Source organism: Chryseobacterium panacisoli (assembly GCF_008274625.1).
GTDB lineage: Bacteria > Bacteroidota > Bacteroidia > Flavobacteriales > Weeksellaceae > Chryseobacterium > Chryseobacterium panacisoli.
Map to the genome: position 1 here is coordinate 1,572,109 of NZ_VTRU01000001.1, position 19,392 is coordinate 1,591,500.

At 36.1% G+C, this 19,392-nt stretch carries 21 protein-coding genes; 11 read left to right on the top strand and 10 right to left on the bottom strand.

The genetic code is table 11. The annotated features are described in order from the left end of the window. The first annotated feature begins 14 nt into the window (after positions 1-14). From FW781_RS07005 to FW781_RS07020, 4 genes are read left to right on the top strand one after another with little or no spacing between them, the layout of a single operon-like run. A complete protein-coding gene (locus FW781_RS07005) occupies positions 15-1,445 on the top strand; it encodes an anion permease (RefSeq protein WP_149386756.1) in 1,431 nt (476 codons plus the stop codon). Between the two features lie 16 nt (positions 1,446-1,461). Beyond that, complete coding sequence (locus tag FW781_RS07010) at positions 1,462-2,118, top strand: succinate dehydrogenase cytochrome b subunit (RefSeq protein WP_149386757.1); 657 nt, start codon at positions 1,462-1,464, stop codon at positions 2,116-2,118. Between the two features lie 11 nt (positions 2,119-2,129). Further along, positions 2,130-4,046 (top strand): fumarate reductase/succinate dehydrogenase flavoprotein subunit, encoded by a 1,917-nt coding sequence (locus FW781_RS07015; protein ID WP_149386758.1) that lies wholly within the window; start codon positions 2,130-2,132, stop codon positions 4,044-4,046. A gap of 12 nt (positions 4,047-4,058) precedes the next feature. After that, a complete protein-coding gene (locus FW781_RS07020) occupies positions 4,059-4,811 on the top strand; it encodes a succinate dehydrogenase/fumarate reductase iron-sulfur subunit (protein ID WP_149386759.1) in 753 nt (250 codons plus the stop codon). Between the two features lie 81 nt (positions 4,812-4,892). On the opposite strand, the gene FW781_RS07025 is transcribed toward FW781_RS07020, so the two are convergent. The 5 genes from FW781_RS07025 to FW781_RS07045 form a co-directional block, all read right to left on the bottom strand. Then, positions 4,893-5,672: a cyclase family protein gene (locus tag FW781_RS07025; RefSeq protein WP_149386760.1), complete on the bottom strand. Its 780-nt coding sequence runs from the start codon at positions 5,670-5,672 to the stop codon at positions 4,893-4,895. Positions 5,673-5,730: 58 nt separating this feature from the next. Next, on the bottom strand, positions 5,731-6,693 hold the full coding sequence (locus FW781_RS07030; RefSeq protein WP_149386761.1) for a hypothetical protein: 963 nt from the start codon (positions 6,691-6,693) through the stop codon (positions 5,731-5,733). Between the two features lie 62 nt (positions 6,694-6,755). Next, positions 6,756-7,766 carry a nucleoid-associated protein gene (locus tag FW781_RS07035; RefSeq protein WP_149386762.1) on the bottom strand — a complete coding sequence of 337 codons (1,011 nt, stop codon included), beginning with the start codon at positions 7,764-7,766 and terminating at the stop codon, positions 6,756-6,758. A gap of 2 nt (positions 7,767-7,768) precedes the next feature. Continuing rightward, positions 7,769-8,272, bottom strand: coding sequence for a hypothetical protein (locus FW781_RS07040; protein ID WP_149386763.1), 504 nt, complete (start codon positions 8,270-8,272; stop codon positions 7,769-7,771). 1 nt (position 8,273) lies between these two features. Then, positions 8,274-9,167 carry a hypothetical protein gene (locus FW781_RS07045; protein ID WP_149386764.1) on the bottom strand — a complete coding sequence of 298 codons (894 nt, stop codon included), beginning with the start codon at positions 9,165-9,167 and terminating at the stop codon, positions 8,274-8,276. A 402-nt stretch (positions 9,168-9,569) separates the two neighbouring features. Here FW781_RS07045 and FW781_RS07055 point away from each other — a divergent pair, with 402 nt between their 5' ends. The 4 genes from FW781_RS07055 to FW781_RS07065 all read left to right on the top strand — a co-directional run bounded on the left by FW781_RS07055 (position 9,570) and on the right by FW781_RS07065 (position 11,322). After that, entirely contained in the window at positions 9,570-9,926 is a 357-nt protein-coding gene (locus FW781_RS07055; protein WP_149386765.1) for a DUF7674 family protein, read from the top strand. 82 nt (positions 9,927-10,008) lie between these two features. Beyond that, the gene (locus FW781_RS22735; protein WP_262484624.1) at positions 10,009-10,140 is read left to right on the top strand and encodes a hypothetical protein; all 132 of its coding nucleotides are present in this window, start codon (positions 10,009-10,011) and stop codon (positions 10,138-10,140) included. A gap of 51 nt (positions 10,141-10,191) precedes the next feature. Continuing rightward, on the top strand, positions 10,192-10,587 hold the full coding sequence (locus FW781_RS07060; protein WP_077419304.1) for a DUF7674 family protein: 396 nt from the start codon (positions 10,192-10,194) through the stop codon (positions 10,585-10,587). Between the two features lie 132 nt (positions 10,588-10,719). Then, on the top strand, positions 10,720-11,322 hold the full coding sequence (locus tag FW781_RS07065) for a hypothetical protein (RefSeq protein WP_149386766.1): 603 nt from the start codon (positions 10,720-10,722) through the stop codon (positions 11,320-11,322). A gap of 67 nt (positions 11,323-11,389) precedes the next feature. On the opposite strand, the gene FW781_RS07070 is transcribed toward FW781_RS07065, so the two are convergent. After that, positions 11,390-11,902 carry a thioredoxin family protein gene (locus tag FW781_RS07070; protein WP_077419302.1) on the bottom strand — a complete coding sequence of 171 codons (513 nt, stop codon included), beginning with the start codon at positions 11,900-11,902 and terminating at the stop codon, positions 11,390-11,392. Positions 11,903-12,067: 165 nt separating this feature from the next. Between FW781_RS07070 and FW781_RS07075 the strand changes: the two genes are divergently transcribed. The 3 genes from FW781_RS07075 (at position 12,068) to FW781_RS07085 (ending at position 13,799) form a co-directional block, all read left to right on the top strand. Beyond that, positions 12,068-12,859 (top strand): AraC family transcriptional regulator, encoded by a 792-nt coding sequence (locus tag FW781_RS07075; protein WP_149386767.1) that lies wholly within the window; start codon positions 12,068-12,070, stop codon positions 12,857-12,859. 147 nt (positions 12,860-13,006) lie between these two features. Next, positions 13,007-13,426 (top strand): DoxX family membrane protein, encoded by a 420-nt coding sequence (locus tag FW781_RS07080; protein ID WP_149386768.1) that lies wholly within the window; start codon positions 13,007-13,009, stop codon positions 13,424-13,426. A gap of 19 nt (positions 13,427-13,445) precedes the next feature. Further along, the gene (locus tag FW781_RS07085) at positions 13,446-13,799 is read left to right on the top strand and encodes a cupin domain-containing protein (protein ID WP_149386769.1); all 354 of its coding nucleotides are present in this window, start codon (positions 13,446-13,448) and stop codon (positions 13,797-13,799) included. 79 nt (positions 13,800-13,878) lie between these two features. On the opposite strand, the gene FW781_RS07090 is transcribed toward FW781_RS07085, so the two are convergent. The 4 genes from FW781_RS07090 to FW781_RS07105 form a co-directional block, all read right to left on the bottom strand. Beyond that, complete coding sequence (locus FW781_RS07090) at positions 13,879-14,988, bottom strand: heparan-alpha-glucosaminide N-acetyltransferase domain-containing protein (RefSeq protein WP_149386770.1); 1,110 nt, start codon at positions 14,986-14,988, stop codon at positions 13,879-13,881. Positions 14,989-15,292: 304 nt separating this feature from the next. Continuing rightward, a complete protein-coding gene (locus FW781_RS07095; RefSeq protein ID WP_149386771.1) occupies positions 15,293-16,435 on the bottom strand; it encodes a cytochrome-c peroxidase in 1,143 nt (380 codons plus the stop codon). Positions 16,436-16,441: 6 nt separating this feature from the next. Then, a complete protein-coding gene (locus FW781_RS07100; RefSeq protein WP_149386772.1) occupies positions 16,442-18,034 on the bottom strand; it encodes a DUF6850 family outer membrane beta-barrel protein in 1,593 nt (530 codons plus the stop codon). Next, the gene (locus FW781_RS07105; protein WP_149386773.1) at positions 18,024-19,373 is read right to left on the bottom strand and encodes a DUF4876 domain-containing protein; all 1,350 of its coding nucleotides are present in this window, start codon (positions 19,371-19,373) and stop codon (positions 18,024-18,026) included. The genes FW781_RS07100 and FW781_RS07105 overlap by 11 nt, the downstream gene beginning before the upstream one ends. Positions 19,374-19,392: the final 19 nt, after the last annotated feature.

Consider the following 19,392-nt stretch of genomic DNA (forward strand, 5'->3'; position numbering starts at 1 on the left):
AAATAGTTAATATCATGAAAGAAATTAATATCAAAAACGTAGCGATTACATTTGTTGTTGCGTTGATCATATGGTTCATTCCTGCTCCGGAAGGTGTTGCCGAGAATGCCTGGCATCTGTTCGCCATCTTTGCAGCAACTATTTTGGGGATTATTCTTAAAGCAGCACCAATGGGTACAATGTGTATGATGGCCATTGGTTTTACAGCCCTTACACAGGTTGTAGCTCCGGGAGATGCAGGAAAATCTATTACCAAAGCACTTTCCGGTTTTGGAGATAAAGTAATCTGGCTGATTGGGATCTCATTCTTTATTGCCAGAGGATTTATCAAAACAGGACTTGGAAACCGTATTGCTTTTCTATTCATCAGGATTTTTGGTAAAAGCTCATTAGGGCTGGCTTACGGATTAGGACTTGCCGATGTTTGTCTGGCTCCTGCCATTCCGAGTAATACAGCAAGAGGTGGGGGAATTATTTACCCTATCATGAAATCTATGGCGATCAGCTTTGATTCCGTTCCTGAAAAACCTGAAACCCACAGAAAATTAGGATCATTCCTGACATTGAACAGTTATTATATGAACCTCATCGCTTCTTCTATGTTCCTTACCGGGACAGCAAGTAATCCGATGTGTCAGAAATTTGCAGCCAACCTGGGTATTGATATTACCTGGATGTCATGGGCGGCAGCAGGTTTTATTCCCGGTGCGGTAGCCTTCTTTGTCGTTCCTTTGGTATTGTACAAACTATATCCGCCTGAATTAAAAAAAACAGGTGATGCTCCCAAAATGGCCGCTCAGAAATTAAAAGAAATGGGGCCTATCTCTAAAAATGAATGGCTGATGTTACTGGCATTTTTCATTCTGCTAGCCCTTTGGATATTTGGCGGAGCCCTTTCTATTGATGCAACCACTACTGCATTTATCGGATTAACATTATTGCTGTTAACCTCAGTATTGACCTGGGAGGATGTAAAAAGTGAAAAAGGAGCATGGGATACTATTGTTTGGTTTGCTGTACTGGTGATGATGGCAAGTTCTTTAAATGAATTAGGTTTCATTGGCTGGTTCAGTAACCTCATCAAGGTACAGATCGGAGGTCTGAGCTGGCAGGTAGCCTTCCCGGTTATTATTGTAGTCTATTTCTTCAGCCACTATATTTTTGCCAGTGCTACCGCTCACGTAGCAGCTATGTATGCAGCACTGCTGGGTGTTGGAGTTTCTTTGGGAATTCCTCCTATGCTATTGGCGATGATGCTAGGTTTCATGGGTTCTATTTATGGTGTACTTACCCATTACGGCCATGGCCCGGCTCCGGTATTCTTCGGAAGCGGATATGTAGACCTGAAAGCATGGTGGCTCAGAGGTCTTGAAATAGGAATCGTTCTGTTGATCATTTATATGGTTGTAGGAGGATTGTGGATGAAAGTCTTAGGATATTATTAATCATAAAAACAAAAATATGTTATCAACACTGTCAAGAAAAATGCTGATGTGCCTTACAGGACTCTTTTTGGGATTCTTCCTGTTGATTCATTTTCTCGGAAATCTTCAGCTTTTTCTGCCGCAAGAACAGGCGCATCTACAATTTAATGCTTATTCGCATTTTCTATCCGGAAATATTATTATCAAAATAGTTTCTTACGTTTTGTATGCCAGTATCATTCTACATGCTGTAGACGGACTGATCATTACGTTAAAAAATAAAAAATCAGGTGGCAGTTATCAGCTGAACAGACGTGGAAGAGCCAGTAAATGGGCTTCCAGAAATATGGGAATCCTCGGAACATTAATTCTTATTTTCCTTGTGATCCATTTCCAGAATTTCTGGTATATCTACAAATTCGGAAATCCTCCTTTGGATGAAAACGGAAATAAAGATCTCTACATTCTGGTAGTAAACGTCTTTAAAGAATGGTGGTACGTTATCATTTATGTTTTATCAATGATCGCTTTGTGTTATCACCTGATCCATGGAATACACAGTGCTGTAAGAACTCTGGGATTATATCATCCTAAGTTTGTACAGTGGTTCAAAACTATCGGAATTGCCTATTCAATCATTATCTGTGTAGGTTTTGCATTGATGCCGGTGTATGTATTCTTTACTTATCATTAAACAGAACGGTCATGATTTTAGATTCAAAAATACCACAAGGCCCATTGGAACATAAATGGGAAAATTATAAAAAGAAAGCAAAACTTGTTAACCCTGCCAACCGCAAAAAACTGGATGTGATTGTAGTAGGAACAGGACTGGCAGGAAGTTCCATTGCTGCATCTTTGGGAGAAATGGGCTATAACGTTAAATCATTCTGCTTTCAGGACAGTCCAAGAAGAGCGCACTCTGTGGCAGCACAGGGAGGTGTGAATGCCGCAAAAAATTATAAAAACGACGGTGACAGTGTGTACAGAATGTTTGTAGACACATTGAAAGGAGGCGATTTCAGAGCCCGTGAAGCCAATGTATACCGTATGGCAGAATGTTCTCTGAACCTCATCGACCAGGCCGTGGCTCAAGGAGTTCCTTTCGGTCGTGAATATGGAGGATATCTGAACAACCGTTCTTTCGGTGGAGTTCAGGTAAGCCGAACTTTTTATGCAAGAGGGCAAACGGGACAGCAGCTGCTTCTGGGAGCTTATCAGGCATTGATGAGACAGGTTGGAAAAGGTTCTGTACAATTGTTTTCAAGGCACGAAATGCTTGACCTTGTTACTGTTGGCGGCAAAGCCAGAGGAATTATCGTAAGGAATTTAGACACCGGAGACATTGAAAGACATGCAGCCCATGCTGTGGTATTGGCAACCGGAGGTTATGGGAAAATTTATTATCTCTCCACTCTTGCTATGGGATGTAACGGTTCTGCAATCTGGAGAGCTCATAAAAAAGGAGCTTTAATGGCTTCCCCAAGCTGGATTCAGGTACACCCCACTTCTCTTCCTCAATCCGGAGATTATCAGTCTAAACTCACATTAATGTCTGAATCATTACGGAATGACGGACGAATCTGGGTTCCGTTGAAAGAAGGTGAAAACAGACAGCCTAATGATATTCCGGAAAATGAAAGGGATTATTACCTTGAAAGAAGATATCCGGCTTTCGGGAATCTTGCTCCGAGGGATATTTCTTCCCGTGCAGCCAAGGAAAGAATTGATGCCGGTTTTGGAATCGGGCCTTTGAAAAATGCGGTGTATCTCGATTTTTCAAAAGCGATACAGGAACAGGGAAAAGATAAGATCAGAGAAAAATATGGAAACTTATTCGATATGTATCTTAAAATAACAGGGTATGATGCTTATAAAGAACCTATGATGATCTCTCCGTCTGCACACTTCTCAATGGGTGGGCTTTGGGTAGATTATGAACTCATGACTAGCGTTCCTGGATTGTTTGCATTAGGTGAAGCTAATTTTGCGGATCACGGAGCCAACAGATTGGGAGCCAACTCTCTTTTACAAGCTTCTGTAGACGGTTATTTCATTGCTCCTTACACCATTGCGAACTATTTGGCAGATGAAATTCATACCGGAAAAATTTCACCGAACACTCCTGAATTTGAACAGGCAGAAAATGCCGTTAAAGAGCAGATTTGTGATTTTATCAGTATTAAAGGAACTAAAACCGTTGATTATTTCCACAAAACATTAGGAAAACTCCTGTATGATTATTGCGGGCTGGCCAGAAATGAAGAAGGACTGAAATATGCCATTCAGGAAATCAGAAAACTGAAAGAGGAATTTTATAAGGATGTAAGGGTTTCCGGACAGGGAGATAAAATGAATACCGAACTGGAAAAAGCGGGCCGCGTTGCTGATTATTTTGAAATCGGAGAACTGATGTGCTATGATGCTTTAACCCGCAATGAATCCTGCGGAGCGCATTTCCGGGAAGAATTCCAGACTCCGGACGGGGAAGCGATGAGAAATGATGCGGAATACCAGTTTATCTCCGCATGGGCGTGGACAGGTGAAAATGGAGAACCTGAACTGATTAAAGAGCCTTTAACCTTTGAAGAAATTCAGCCAACGGTAAGAAGTTACAAATAAAAACAGAAAATTATGGATTTACATCTTAAGATATGGAGACAGAAAGACAGAAAAAGTGAAGGAAAACTTGTAAGCTACGACCTGAAGGGATTGAATTCCCACATGTCTTTCTTAGAAATGCTGGATACTCTGAATGAAAAACTGATCATTGAGGGTGATGAACCTGTAGAGTTTGATCACGACTGCCGTGAAGGGATCTGCGGACAATGTGGAATGATGATTAACGGTATTGCCCATGGTCCTCTGAAAAATACAACCACCTGCCAGCTTCATTTACGGTCTTTTAAAGATGGGGAAACGATTCTTATAGAACCCTTCCGTGCTGAAGCTTTTCCGGTGAAGAAAGATTTAAAAGTAGACCGCTCTGCTTTTGACAGAATTATATCTTCAGGAGGCTTTGTGTCTGTAAACACAGGCCAGGCTCCTGACGCTACAGCTATTCCCGTGACTCACCAGACTGCTGAAAAAGCTTTTGATTCCGCAGCCTGTATCGGATGTGGGGCTTGTGTGGCTACGTGTAAAAACGGAAGTGCAGCATTATTTACCTCTGCAAAAATCACCCATATGGCCCTTCTTCCTCAAGGGAAGGAAGAACGCAGTAAAAGGGTTCTGGATATGGTGGCTCAGATGGACACCGAATTATTCGGGCACTGTTCCAATACAGAAGCCTGCGAAGTAGAATGTCCACAAGGAATTTCCGTACTCAATATCGCCAGAATGAATTTTGAGTATAGCAGAGCTTTATTTTTCAGGAAAAAAGCTTAGATCAATAAAAGAAGAACGCTAAAAATGATAATGTTTGAAAGGGTAAATCTGCAATGCAGGTTTGCTCTTTCTTTTTATGATTTACTTCTGCTCATTCATTATGGCCACAACCCTTGCCGGAGCTGCAGAACCGCCTACAATCTTTAACGGAAATACACAGATTTTAAATCCGGATGGAGGTAATGCACTGAGATTTGTAAGCTGCTCGATGTGTAAATATTCTTTTTCAATGCCTACGCGGTGTCCTTCCCAAAAGAATTCTGGATCATTGAGTTCTTTTGCTTTTTTAGCCATATATCTTAAAGGAAGATCCCAGCCCCACTGATCAATTCCCATTACTTTCACACCCTGGTCAATCAGCCATTCTGTAGCTTCTTTGCTCATTCCCGTTCCTTTTTCTACAAAATCTGAGGTTCCCATCATTTTGTCCCGGTCAGTTCTGATCAAAACAATATTTCCTTCCTGTATGGTAATTCCGTTTTTATTAAGGTCTTTTTTAATATCGTCTATTGTAATGGCCACAAAATCTTCTTTATGAGTACAGTCGATTACAATTCCATCCCCATAACACCATTCCAGAGGAATCTGGTCTATAGTTTTAGCCGGTTTACCTTCTACTACAGGACCATAATGCCATGGAGCATCAATATGAGTTGTGGCATGAAGACCCATATTTTTAATCGTGTCATCTGCCCAGCCTGTCCAGTTTTTAGGAAAAAGTCTTGAGGGCAGTCTCAACGCCAAACGAATCAGCCAATGTGATTTTCTGTGTGCTTTATGTCTGATTTTCACCCTCATAAACCATGGGTCACCTGCATTATATTGAATGGGTTTTGTCAGATCAACAATTGTTGTTTTCATATGATTTAGGCTAAGAAGGCAAAGATAGCTAATGAAGAGAAGAAGGCAAAGAGGAAACTTAAAACCCTTTAGGAATTATAATCTTCTTCGGATCATTCTCATCATACATGATTTCAATAGTTCCGGATTTAGGAACAGAAGAGAGGTTCAAAAGACTGACAATTTTCTTGCAAACAGTAATATGTTCTGTTCCTCTGAAATCTTTAAAGCTCACCTGAAACATAATCTGCGGCTGATCATTAACAAGAAGACCTGTCTGGCTTACACTGATAATATTGGCTTCTGCATTTCTTCCTGAAAAGAGGATTCGTTCTTCTTTTTTATTTTTAAACAACCTGCTGATCAGCAACTGAAAAACCAAAATATAAATAAGAGTCATTACTCCACTGAAAATAATCGGATGCATGAAAGTCAGAAATCTCCAGCCAAAATCAAAGGATTCCCGCATATAAAAGTAATAGTAAAGTCCGGTTATGTAAGCAATCATCAATACAGCAAACACAATTCTTAAAACGATTCCTGAGGTATTGAAACCGACTTTCTGATCGCTTAAAATAAAGTAAGGCTCCTTTGAAACATTGGGATTTAACAGTACTTTCACCTTATTTCCGACATCAAACCTTTTTTCCTGTGGTTTGGAGTCGTGAAACATCATTTCATGTTCAATTCCTGTATTTCTGAGATTCGGAAACGAAAGTATAATCTGAATGATATTCATATTGGTTTTCGGAATATACTTCAGAAGTTTATAGTTGATGATTTTGGCTTCTCTTGGAATTCCGTTCCGCAGTATGGATTGAATCGTATTCTTCTCTTTAAAGGTTTTTATAAAAAGGATATTGATAAAGAAAAGAATCACATACAGCCATATGAGCAAAGAAAAACCGAGATACCCATAGCTCACAGCTAATGAATTTCTCGGTTCTGTCGCCAGTTCCTCACCCATCATATAGATGAAAATAGGAAAAGGAGCACTGAAAAAAAAGAAAAAAGCCCCCCAGAAAATGATCAAAAATTTCATAACTTTTATTTTGTGTGGTGAGATAAAGTTATGATATTATTATTGAATGGGAGAATTCTTTTTTATACCTCTTTTTCGAAATAAAGTCTGTAGTATTTTCCTTTATCATCTTCTCCGGTTTCAATTTTCTGTCTGTCTCCGTGGATGTAGATGTGGAAATTTTTATCCAGTTTAATAATACTTTTAAAATGTCTCTGAGTCTTTTTTACCGCAGCTTCACTAATCGGGAATTCTTCAGCGATATTCACCTGCATTTCCTGTTCGTAATCTGTTTTAAAGTTGACAAAACTTTCAATCACGTGTTCGTCTCCCAATACTTCACTGGCAAAATCATCTAACTTAAATTCTTCTTTTTCTTTGAAGAAATTGATAGACTTATTAAGGAAGTCTGCCTGGTCTGCCTTGGAAACTTCAAATTCCTGAGGCAGCTGTTTTGTGATATAATCTTTATAGACCATCAAAGCCTCCTGCGTGTGGAAATATTCATCATCACGCTGTTTTACTTTCAGGAAATCTTCAAACCAATAGTACATATCACCGTTCTTGTTGTTATCTACCACGGAAAGTACGTATCCGGTTTCTTTATCATTATTATAGATCAAAGCGGCTTTATCAATTTTAGATAAACCGATTCCCTGATCTTTTTCAATATCAAAAGTTTCTTCTGAAGGATTGATTTTCAGGAAAGATTCTCTCTTCTCTGTTTTAAAGATCCCGATTTTATCCACTCTATCAGGGCGGTCACTTTCATCTTCAAAAAGTACGATAAAAAGCTCTCCACTCTGAACTCTAGGGTTTTCTGCAGCATCAAAAAGGTGTTTTGCAATATTCTCAGATTCCCAGATGAACTTGGATTTATCTTCAAAAATTTCTGATACGGCACTGTAAACCGGATTATTCACCAGGTAAGTGTCACTATAAAAATGAAAAGTTTCTTCTGATTTAAAGGAACCTAAAAAGTAATTCTCAAGCAATTCCGCCATTCCTTCTTCCAGTTTCAATTCCTCTTGGGAAAGTGTCAGGGAATCCCCGTTGATCTTATTTCCTACTCTGTGTACTATTATTTTGTTCATTCCTATTGCTCTTTTTTTGTAATTATAAAATAAAATTCTAAGATGGCATTTACCAGAAGTAAGATCATTAAAGTAATCGATATTAAATCTACCAATAAGAAAAATTTTAAACCAGAATTGTTTAAATTAAATACGGGAGATATAAAATTTACTATTAATAAAAAGCCTTGTAAAATTATTAAAAAAGCAAAATTAATAACTAATGAATCATATAATGTAAATTCCCTATTATAAAATCTACCTTCTAACATTTTTCTTTTAGACTCTTTAATAACATCATTATCAATTGTTAAAATAACTGTAAATATAGATGCTGTAAATCCGAGTAAAATACCAAGCAAATTTATTGAATTAGATGTTAATTTTTCGAATAAACTAACATCAAATTTTATTTCAGAAAATAAGACTAATGAACACAATAATATAGCTGCAATAGTATTACCTAATAAAGCTTTCCATTTTATATATATAAACTCAAATATTAGAATAAGATTATTAAAAAACATATTAAAAGTTTTCTATTATTATCTTCATTTTATCTAATAAATCTGAAGATTCAGATTCTCCCGTTTCCACATTTCTTATTGTATCCACAAAATCATGCTTACCCATGAAACTCGTGTCTACGAATGTTTCATTGCCATTTCTATCAATACCTTTAATTCTTATTCTATTTATACCTTTATTTCTTTTTCCTTTAAAAGTATTAAATAAATCTATTCCAAAATTTGTAATACTTGCTTTTGTATCAGCTGATACGACAAGTTTTATATCTTGCTTTATTTCAAAAATTCTTTGTGAGAACTCTAGTGCTTCATTTCCTAATAGTTGTTTATCTATATAAATTTCTGCAACTTTAGCTCTTTCAAAGTTTTCAAGTTCAGTTAAAAAGTTATTTTTAGGAATCATCCCAAACGTGATTTTATACCTAGTAGAAACTTCATTCTCACTGTCTATTTTTTTTGAAAATTTCTGAATATAATTTATAAAATTGTTTATACTTATTCCAAAATGATTAAATTCTAGTAATACAATAACTTCACGTGTATGTTCATCGATTTTAATAACAAAGTGAGTTTTTTCTATATCTCCTTCAGTTTTTTCTTTAGGATTTCTTCTTTCTGCAAGTGTTCGTCTATCTAAGAGGTTAGGTCGAAATTCATCTCTTGCACTTTTAAAATATCCTTGTCCAATATTATCTGTAATTTCAAAAGAAGCCAAAAAACAAAACTTATTATCTTTTAAGTCATATGATCGTTTTCTTTTAGACCATCTAATTATTTTAGAAAAATGACTTATAACATCTACAAATGGCAAATCAGTAAAACTATCATTCCTAGATTCTCTATAAAGCCTCTTCAACAAACATAAGTATTGCACTTTAGTATCTTTATTTCTCATGGTTATTTTTTTCCTACTAATATAATAAAACTACTCACAGTAGATTTATGCTTTCCCGTAATCCATAAATTAAATTTCCAAATTGATAAAACCCTTATCATTTTGACATGCTTTTTTACTTAAAAAACTCAACAACAAAAAACACAATATATTAAATATCAATACATTAAATCAATTTCATTTCTAACGGAATATCATTGGCATCATGATTTGAAAACATAGAAATATGGACTTAAAAACATTAAACAGAATAGACAAGCTCAGAAGATTAAAAAGCAGAGGACCAGAAACTCCAAAATGGCTGAAACCGTATCATCTGCTATTTTTTGCTTTTTTAACCATTTTCATCTTTGGTGCGATCATTAAACTGTTAGAACACAATCCAAATTAAAATATAATATTATGAATTATCTACAAGCCGTAAAGGAGATCACAGACGTGGTTCCCGACTTTGAAAAAGAAGTAAAAGAAATTAAAATCCAAAACTCATACAGCATCATCCGCACTTTCACGGAGCGCATTAAAAACATGATCCGTCAGAATGACAGAAATCTGCTGTTCAGAAGTTTACAGAAAATGGACAAAATTTATACTGACGGAGATACCGTATTAAAAAATGCTATTGAGACTACTTTCATCTATTCTCTGGACAATTGTACCGCTTTCTGCAGTGAAGAATACAGAAAAATGATTTTTAGTCACATTTCTGCCAACCTTCAGAAGGTATATTCAAGACAAATTTACAGTCACGGCATATAAAGGTTTTATTACATTTTTTATCTGTTTCATTACAAAGTGTTTAAATTAAACAAAATTAAAAATAACTCACAATCAATAGATTATGAAAAACAAAATAAGAAGAATTTCAGATTGGAAAACCTGGAAAACTACGACTAACAGACACAATACAGAGATATTACTCACTCACATCGCTGTAATAGTATGTGTATTTATTTTTGCGGCCTGCCTTTAAATTTTGGTATACATTTCGCTGCAATATAAAGTGTTTGAAAAATTCTTAATTATGATGAAAGTACAAATGCAAACTATTAATCAAAAAATAGCTGTTGAATACTTAAAATTTTTCTATCCGCCACTTCGCAATGAAATCACACAATTGTCTGTACAGAACAATTTCGCTGGGATCATGCAGGCTACCGTGAATTATCTGAAGAATCTTTTACAGGAATCTAAAATCAGCATTATTGCCCATCACCTTAAACTGATGGACTCAATCTACAAAAACGGGGATTCTTATGTAAGAACCATGATTGAAAATCTGTTTGTAAGATCTTTTGAAAGTTTCAAGAAACACGCAAAGATTCAACATTGGAAACTCCTTTATCAATATATGCCTGTAAGCTTCCAGATCATTTATAATGAACAGCAGAAGCAGGATATGATATATTTTGGAAAATAACATGTAAAATAAAGAGCAAAAAGGTAAATCAGTGAATTCGCCTTTTTGCTTTTTTGTTCTGTTACTGACAAATCACACCCTCTTCTATTTCACTAGTACGTGTAAAACCCTTACTTTTGCAAAAAAATAACGATGAAGTACCCTTTTTACGCAGCAATGATAGGCCTCTCTCTGATTTCGTGTGGAAATAATGACAGCACCATTGACGATCCGAAGCCAATTGATAAAGAAATGTATCAATTTGAATTCAAAAGCTATGCTGTAAAAGGAACCACTCTTTATACCGGATCATTCGGAAGTAAATCTAATCCTGATGAGTCTTATCTGAACAAATACTGGAGCACGTATCAGGAACCTGCCTGGAAAAAGATAAGCCTTGATCTTACCAACAAGACCATTAAATTGATTTCCGAAACCTCATCTACAGACTTCACTTATAGTTTCACAATTGTAAATGACTCTGTGTTAATCAAAGAGAATAATACTAATAAACCAACTTATATTGGTGATTTCAATAAAAACACGTCCTCGTTCACTTTAAAAAGAACTTACAGATACGTTAAAAGAGTACCCCGAACCGATGGAGAAGGGCTGCTGATTACTAAAAGTGCACATTTTGGGACAACCCAATACGAAAATATTTTTGGGAATATATTTACCAATCCTTCTGAAATGGTAAAATCAGGAGACCAGGTTTTATGGACAAATATTGAATATTATTATAAGAAGTTTTAATCATCCGATGATATAATAAAAATCCCTCCAATGAACTTATTGGAGGGATTTTTATGTTTTTTAAGTCTTATTTCTTCACAAACACTTTCTCAATGGTCTGCGATTCTTCTTTACTTAGTTTTGAGGATTTCCCAAGCTTAGCAATGAAAGCATTTACTTCTTCCGGGGTTGCCGGTGATCCCAGGTTTTGTCCTTTATCATCAAAAGAATCTGCCAGCACTTCTCCTTTGGAGTTCAGAACCAGCCAGAAAGGAAGTCCTGCATTTTCACCTTTATATTTATTCATCAATTCCTGTCCGCCAGGATTTTCAAGGCTTTTCTTTTCGCCTCTTTCCTGAACATCCACATAAGCCGTGACGAATCTTTTATCAAAAATCGGTTTGGTTTCAGGAAGATCCATATTTTTCTCCATCATCTTACACCATTTGCACCATGAAGCATGGAATACCAGTAAAACATTTTTATTGTCTGCTTTAGCTTCTTTGAAAGCTGTATTTAATACTACATCTGCTTTTTCCTGTGCTGCTCCTAACTGAAATAAAAACAGCATAACAATGATAATAATTTTAGAGTATTTCATTCTGAATTTTTGTTTAAATCTACACGAATTTAGGTATTTTTCTTTGACAATATAACTTTGGAGCTCATCAATTTAGTTAAACATTTTGTAATTTAGTCCATGATAAATTTGCTTCCTGATATTTTATACAAAACAGAATCTTCTATTCTTAAATAGATTAAAAAAATGATTGAAATAAAAAAATATTCTAATCAGTCAGGACATCCTGAGCCAAGACGGGTCATCAGATACACATTATTCTGGTGTGATCATGGGAGCGCTGAAATTCTGGTTGATGAAAATATTTTCATCCTGAAAACAGGTCAGACTATAACCATTACTTCAGGACAGTTTCATCAATTAAAATCGGTTGATGGAGAACTTACAGCATTGGAATTCACCCTCGACTTCTTCTCTAAAAGTGACAGCGATATTGAACTTATTTTTCACAACGGGCTTTTTTGTCATTTCGGAATGAATGAAATGATTACTGTACTTCATCCCAAATTTTTCTCCGAAATACTCAACACTATTGAAAAAGAAATTCTGGAACAGCCTTATCAGTATCTGATCTCCACGCATTCTCTGGTTGAATTGCTGTTGGTAGAAATCAACCGCAGTAAAATTGCCAACGGTGATGAAATATGGAAACCGGATGCTTTATTCTTAAAGTTCCTGGAAAGTGTCAGAACCCATTTTAAAAATAATTATCAGGTCTCCCATTTTGCTGATATCCTCGGAACCACTGAAGCCAAGCTGAATGAAGTTTCAAAACTCCACACGAGCAAAACTGCTCAAAATGTTATTTACAGCCTTATTATTTCTGAAGCAAAGAGACTTTTACTGTATGAAAAACTAACCGTAAAAGAAATTGCTTACCTTCTTGGTTTCAATGATCCTTTTTACTTTTCCAATTTTTTTAAAAAACACACTTCCCGTTCTCCAAAAGATTATCAGAAAGCAGTAAAGGAAATTTAAAGAAGTCAGAAAAAATTAACAGCCTCACAATAACTTCCAGCTCCCCTCTTCCAACAAATATTCTATGCTTTTCCCGGAATTGTCTATTCTTTAGACAATGGTTTTCGCTAAACTTTGTACCTGTAATTAAGACCTAAAATTATAAGTATGAAGACTCAACAGGACACCGCCGTTTTTTTATTAAGGATAGCTTTGGCATCCGGATTTTTATCTGCTGTAGCAAGCAGGCTTAATCTTTGGGGAGCTCAATCTTCAGGATGGAAAAAATTTGTCGATTATACTGCTGAAACGAATTCATTTTTACCGCAGTCATGGGTTTCCCTAGTTGCCGTATTGTCTACTGCTGCTGAATTATCAATTGGCATTCTGCTTCTTATAGGGTATCAGATAAAAGGAATGGCACGTTGCGCCTCTATTCTTACTTTATTTTTTGCGGTTGCGATGAGTATTTCTTTTGGCATTAAAGAGCCTTTGGATTATTCTGTCTTTGTATTCTGTGCCGGAGCATTTCTCCTGAGTACTTTCTCCCGCTATCAATGGAGTTTAGACCAGTTTCTACAACAATAACAATTAAAATTTATATATCATGAACACCAACATTCACGATTACATCGTAAAAACAGAACAAAAAGAATGGCAGCCTTTAATTGAAAAAGGAATTCACTATGAAGATATTTTTGTAAAATCTTTAAAATTCGATCCGGAGAAAAACCGTTCTACCAGCATTCTTTTAAAATTTGAACCGGGAGCCAGCTATCCTTATCACAATCATCCTGCCGGAGAAGAACTGTTTATCATGGAAGGTGATGCTGCTATTGCAGGTGCCCAGCTTGAAAAAGGAGATTACTTATATACTCCACCGAATTTTAAGCATTCCGTAAAGTCTGAGCATGGGTGTACTATTCTTTTTGTGATCCCTGAAGAAGTAGAGATTCTTTAACCCATTAAAAACAAAACCACAGTAAAATATTTCACTGTGGTTTTTTCTTATAAAATATTTCAGCATTACACTGACATTTTTATTTCAAGGCGGCTTTGTTTGATGATACAGGTCTGAAATTAATTAAAGTTTTTTTCTTTCTCACAATATCCACCAGAGTCTGTACTGAAAAAGTGAGAATGATATACAGTACAATCAGCACCGACACGTACCCAATTTCATGTTGTCTATACCCAAAAATTCCTTTTCCCCAGGAGATCAGTATCCATTGAATCATGTACATTGAGGTTAAATTTCTGCTGCAGTACTTCAGAACACGCATAAAGCCATTTTCTTTAACGTTTGCAGTTATTGTATTGATCAGCCATAAAAACAGTAAGGTCCAGCCTGCAAAATAAATAACCCCGCCAGGCCCCATATGATAAAATCCGTTGTAATTATAATCACCATACAGAAAAACCAACGGTGCACCTATGGCAATAAACAACAGTCCTACATACAGCATATTTCTAAATACCAGTTTGATATTGTAGTTCAGTTCCTGAAACCATTTCCCGAAAAACATTCCGATGATAATAAAAGCCATCCATGGGAAAACAGGAAAATAGACATATGCCGGATAATCCGTATTGAAAAGAAGATCCAGAACATAATTGATCACAGGATAATCAAGATTAATTCCGCTAACTTCTCTGGATATCAATGCAACGAACAGGCCTATTGCCAGAATGATATATTTATTTTTAACATATTCTCTGATAAACCCGACAAAAAGCAAAGACATCCCAGCCAGCTGTAAAATATCACCCAGCTGTACCAGATATACATACTGCTGTTCTATAGGCGCATGCCATCCATATTTTTGTATAAAATTATCAGGAGCAAAATTAAAAATCACAGGAATCATAAATTTCATAAAATTCATGAACAGGCCTGCAAATACCAATAAAACACCTCGCTTTAATGCACTTTTAAGGCTTTGATGGCTGGAAGTCATAAAAGTAATTCCCATGCAGATCAGGAAAATGGAAGTTCCCCTTCCAAGAAAAACAATAAAACTGCCGATTGCTGTTTCATATTGTGATTTTACATTGGCATACACCAATAAGGTATGTATAATGATCATTCCGATAACACTTATACCTTTTATTAAATCCAGAGTAAGGATTCTTTTGTTTTGTTGTTCCATAGTTTTTTTAGTGAAAATTGTGGATTAGATGGATAAAATTATATTCATTATTTTTTTTATATAATATTTTTATTTATTCTAAATAAAAATCAAATATACAAATTAAAACCACTTCTTATAATTCATTAATAAATTTTCATAAAATATTCATAGTTAAATATTTACTTTCACGACAAAACCCATTTTGAACAAATATCTGTTTATATTCATTCCTATAATTTTCCATTAAATCCTTACAAAAATGAAATGATAAATATCTTTTATATAAAAAACTCTCCCGATTGGAAGAGTTCTACTATAACGATTATGATTTAGGTAATTCCGGGGGACGCATTTTGTATTTGTAACTGTTTAACGTTTTTAAAAATGCTACGATATCAAAAACTTCGTCGTCCGTCAGATTCAGTTTTTCTACCATTCCTGATTTGTGTGGAAATTTCGGATCATTGATCTGGTCTTCTTTTGGAGTTTCCCTGCCCATTCCTGCGTTGTACATCATAACAATGTTGGCAAGTTCAGGGAAAAGTCCGTTGTGCATGTAAGGTTTGTTTTCAGAAACCTCTCTCAGTGTAGGGGTTTTAAATTTTCCTACATCTTCATTTTTTTTAGTAACAATATATCTTCCCAAATCTTCATATTTCCTTCCGTAATAGGTGAGTCCGAGGTTATGAAACTTCTGGTCAGAAAAATAAGGAGTGTTGTGGCAGTTGATACAATTCGCTTTGGTTCGGAATAAATGAAGCCCATTGATTTCAGAGTCCGTTAACGCATCTTTTTTCCCGGAAACGAATTTATCAAACTTTGATGGCGGACTGATCAGAGAACGCTCAAATGTTGCAACGGCTTTTGCAATTTTCTCTTCTGTCACTTCTCCATTTCCGAAAGCTTTTATAAAGAAAGGTTTATAATCTTTAATCTTCTTGATATTTTTTGTGGCCATTGACATGTGAAGATTCATTTCCACCGGATTTTCGATAGGAGCTTTCACCTGCTCTTCCAACGTTGCTGAACGGCCATCCCAGAAGAATGTTTTGGCATATCCGATATTCACCAAAGTAGGTGCATTTCTTGTTCCCGTCTGTCTGTCATGACCAAAGGAAACTCTGCTCCCGTCTGACCATCCTATTTCAGGATTATGGCAGTTGGCGCAGGAAATCTGTCCACTTTTGGAAAGTCTCGGATCAAAGAATAACATTTTTCCCAATTCCATTTTATCTTCAGAATAGGGATTATCTTCAGGAAATTTCATCTTAGACAAAGGTCCGATATCCTGAAACCCGTCTTTTGCTTCATCAAATAAGTGAGGAGCCGGCCATTTGCTCTGATCCCCGCTGCTGTATAAAGTACGAAGCTCTTCTACAGTATATCCTGTAGGATCATTTGAGGTATAACTTAATAAACATACTATTCCGGCAATGGCCAGAAAAGCGATATATCTGTCTTTCATTTATTTTTAATAATAAACATTCAACCCTACCAAGGCAACATGATTAGCTCTGCCATTGTAGTCCACTTGATTTTTATACGTACTGTTCATCAGCCAGGTCTGAGAAAAACTTCCGTACAGCTCATATCTGATTTTGTTCTGATCAAAGATATAACTTGCGTTAAAATTAAGACCAATTTTTGGAGTTGCGTCATAAGCAAAATCCGGCTGAGCAATTTTCGTTGCAAAGATATTCTCTTTTGTGCTCTGATAAGGCTGATAATTGAATTCTTTTTCCAATGGAATATACAGGTTTTGCGAAAGACCGACCATTATTTTATGTGAAGGTTTTAAAGCAAATTCTTTTTCTGCACCCAGACGGTAATTGAAAAAAGAAAGTTTTCTGTCCATTACTACCGATGCATCTTTCACATGATTTTTCCCATATGCTGCATCAAAAAGAATCTTAAATGCTTCATTTTTATGGTTAAACCAAATCACACTATTCTGCCAGAAAAGATTCTTCTGCTCCAGACGGTACGATCTGTATTCCAGAGGATAATTGTAATTGGTATCCAGCTGATCCTGATAGGTCACCATGGAAGCCCATTTTTTACCATTATAGTTCCCTAAAAAATTAAGATAGAAACTATGCAGATCTGTTTTTAGTCCGGAATATTTTGTATAGTCTTTATGCCAGTTAAAGCCTGCATCCTGATATTCGAAAACCCTGTAAAAGCGTTCAATCAGATTTTTATAATCATATCCGGCAGAGAAATGGGTACTTCCATTATTAAAGGCATATTCTCCACCCCAGATATAGCCTCCCATTTTATATTCAGAAGTTTTATACTCGGTATTCCCGATGTACTGATTACCGTAACCTTCATTATAACGGATATAAATGCTGTCATTGGCAGGTACATTTCCTTTCATATTCACAAACATGATATCATTTCCCTTGTAATGATGTACGTAGCTCAGTTTCCCGAAAATGGCATGCTGTTTCCACTTTAAACCCAATTTTGCAAAGGCTTTGTATTTGTAATCATCTACCTTCGGTCTTGGATCTGCATTCTGACGGTAAGATTTGGCATATAACCCTTCTCCTCCCAACTGCAGGATTACAGGTTTTACAGGATTATAGGCAAACTGTCCGCTGATAAAATAGTTTTGTTTCTGCCATCTTGCCGAACGGGGAACCCAATAATATGAAGGATTATAAATAAAAGAAGAATTGGTAGTTCTCTCATCGCTTAGAATATAGGGAACATCTTCTTCAGTTGTTTTGTCTGCTTTAAGTCTTCCTGATAATGCAATTTTATCATTCAGTTTATAAACTCCTTCAGACTTAAAAGTAAAACTTCCTGTTTCTCCTGCTGTCTGTACTCTTTTAAAATTTTGTTTTACAGAAGAATACTGAAAGGTTGTCCGTGAAAAATCCAAAGGCTGGAAAAATGAAATATACGGATCATTTATTCTGATATCCTTTTCTACCGAACTGATGTTAATACTATCTAAATGAGTAGTCTGAGCATGGAAGAACTGGCTGCCTAAAGCAACCAATCCCAACATACTGTATTGAAAATATTTAATCGTCTTATTCTTATTATTGTGCATATCCTCTAGGGTTTGCTTTAATCGTTACAAAATCATTGGCAGAATTATTCGTATCCTGCAATACCATACGTCCATTGACAATTTCCTTCGTTTTACGGATTACAGAAAATCCTGTAAAAGTACCTTCAGCCTGCCCCAGAGAGTTGACAATGAAAGTTCGTGAAGCATCTATATCTGCAGGGAAATCTTTAGGTACTTTCTGCTCTTTATCCGTAATATCTATTCCGTCTATGATATAGTTTTTAGGAATTTGTAAAAACAGGGTTCCGGTAGGAGCTTTAGGAGCTGCAACTTTTTGCCAGCTTGCCACTTCTGCATCCGTTGCTCTCAGAATTCCTAATCCCAGCATAGAATTTACATTCAGAATTAAATCATTAGAGGCAATACTCCAGTAAGCAACCTGCATATCCGGCACCATAATATTCTGGATATCCCATGCGAAGGGCTTTTTACCAATACTTATATTATAATCTCCCATATACGTTTCAAAGTCGGCATGGCTCAGATCAACAGTTTTGTCAGGCTCCTGTATTGGTATTCCTGTACCGTTAATATCATCAAAAGGCATCTTATGATTAATGGCCGTTTGAGCTACAATAATACTTTTCCCAGGTAAAATTGGGTACTGGCTACCGTTGCCCGGTATTTTGATAAGTATATTAGAATAAACATAATCCGTATTGGCTGCGGCACCTCCCCCGGCAGTTTTGCTCCAGTCATACTGCCCATTGGATAAAGTATAGGTGGTCACATTACTGTTCACATTTCCTTCCAGAAATACCAGGTATAATCCGTCAGCATAAATAGTCTGATCCGAATTGTTGTGAACCTCAATAAACTGATCTCTGAAATTGGCTCCTAATTTATTATCCGAACCTGCATAATAATATTGTTTGATTACAAGATCTCCAAGATTTCCACTGGTGATTCTGATCAGTTTTGAAGAAGTATTGGCATTGATGGTTACTTTTTCATCAAAACCTCCGAAGTGAACAATTTCATAGCTTGTTTCTTCTCCTATTTGCTGTTCATATTCACTCTGCTTCAGCTGTAATTCAGCCTGAATACTATAACTTCCCGGCAGAACGGCATCTAATTTCAGTTCTCCGTTGGCATCTGTTTTTCCGATAATCTGATCTTCTGTGGCTGTATTTTTCAGGATAACAGTTACATTCGCTACTCCTTTGTCTGCTACGGAAGGGTATTTGGAAGCATCATATTTAATATTTACAGTAAACGGAACAGGCTTAATCTCGTTATTTCCTCCAAAGTCATCATCTCTGTTGCATCCAACAAGGGCAAGAACGGGAATTACTAACAATAGTATTAATCGTTTCATTATTTTTATTTTTAGCGTT

Bases quoted from the DNA above. Each gene is read 5' to 3' on its own strand.
- FW781_RS07005 (WP_149386756.1), top strand. From the start codon at position 15: ATGAAAGAAATTAATATCAAAAACGTAGCGATTACATTTGTTGTTGCG.
- FW781_RS07010 (WP_149386757.1), top strand. From the start codon at position 1,462: ATGTTATCAACACTGTCAAGAAAAATGCTGATGTGCCTTACAGGACTC.
- FW781_RS07015 (WP_149386758.1), top strand. From the start codon at position 2,130: ATGATTTTAGATTCAAAAATACCACAAGGCCCATTGGAACATAAATGG.
- FW781_RS07020 (WP_149386759.1), top strand. From the start codon at position 4,059: ATGGATTTACATCTTAAGATATGGAGACAGAAAGACAGAAAAAGTGAA.
- FW781_RS07025 (WP_149386760.1), bottom strand. From the start codon at position 5,672: ATGAAAACAACAATTGTTGATCTGACAAAACCCATTCAATATAATGCA.
- FW781_RS07030 (WP_149386761.1), bottom strand. From the start codon at position 6,693: ATGAAATTTTTGATCATTTTCTGGGGGGCTTTTTTCTTTTTTTTCAGT.
- FW781_RS07035 (WP_149386762.1), bottom strand. From the start codon at position 7,766: ATGAACAAAATAATAGTACACAGAGTAGGAAATAAGATCAACGGGGAT.
- FW781_RS07040 (WP_149386763.1), bottom strand. From the start codon at position 8,272: ATGTTTTTTAATAATCTTATTCTAATATTTGAGTTTATATATATAAAA.
- FW781_RS07045 (WP_149386764.1), bottom strand. From the start codon at position 9,167: ATGAGAAATAAAGATACTAAAGTGCAATACTTATGTTTGTTGAAGAGG.
- FW781_RS07055 (WP_149386765.1), top strand. From the start codon at position 9,570: ATGAATTATCTACAAGCCGTAAAGGAGATCACAGACGTGGTTCCCGAC.
- FW781_RS22735 (WP_262484624.1), top strand. From the start codon at position 10,009: ATGAAAAACAAAATAAGAAGAATTTCAGATTGGAAAACCTGGAAAACT.
- FW781_RS07060 (WP_077419304.1), top strand. From the start codon at position 10,192: ATGATGAAAGTACAAATGCAAACTATTAATCAAAAAATAGCTGTTGAA.
- FW781_RS07065 (WP_149386766.1), top strand. From the start codon at position 10,720: ATGAAGTACCCTTTTTACGCAGCAATGATAGGCCTCTCTCTGATTTCG.
- FW781_RS07070 (WP_077419302.1), bottom strand. From the start codon at position 11,902: ATGAAATACTCTAAAATTATTATCATTGTTATGCTGTTTTTATTTCAG.
- FW781_RS07075 (WP_149386767.1), top strand. From the start codon at position 12,068: ATGATTGAAATAAAAAAATATTCTAATCAGTCAGGACATCCTGAGCCA.
- FW781_RS07080 (WP_149386768.1), top strand. From the start codon at position 13,007: ATGAAGACTCAACAGGACACCGCCGTTTTTTTATTAAGGATAGCTTTG.
- FW781_RS07085 (WP_149386769.1), top strand. From the start codon at position 13,446: ATGAACACCAACATTCACGATTACATCGTAAAAACAGAACAAAAAGAA.
- FW781_RS07090 (WP_149386770.1), bottom strand. From the start codon at position 14,988: ATGGAACAACAAAACAAAAGAATCCTTACTCTGGATTTAATAAAAGGT.
- FW781_RS07095 (WP_149386771.1), bottom strand. From the start codon at position 16,435: ATGAAAGACAGATATATCGCTTTTCTGGCCATTGCCGGAATAGTATGT.
- FW781_RS07100 (WP_149386772.1), bottom strand. From the start codon at position 18,034: ATGCACAATAATAAGAATAAGACGATTAAATATTTTCAATACAGTATG.
- FW781_RS07105 (WP_149386773.1), bottom strand. From the start codon at position 19,373: ATGAAACGATTAATACTATTGTTAGTAATTCCCGTTCTTGCCCTTGTT.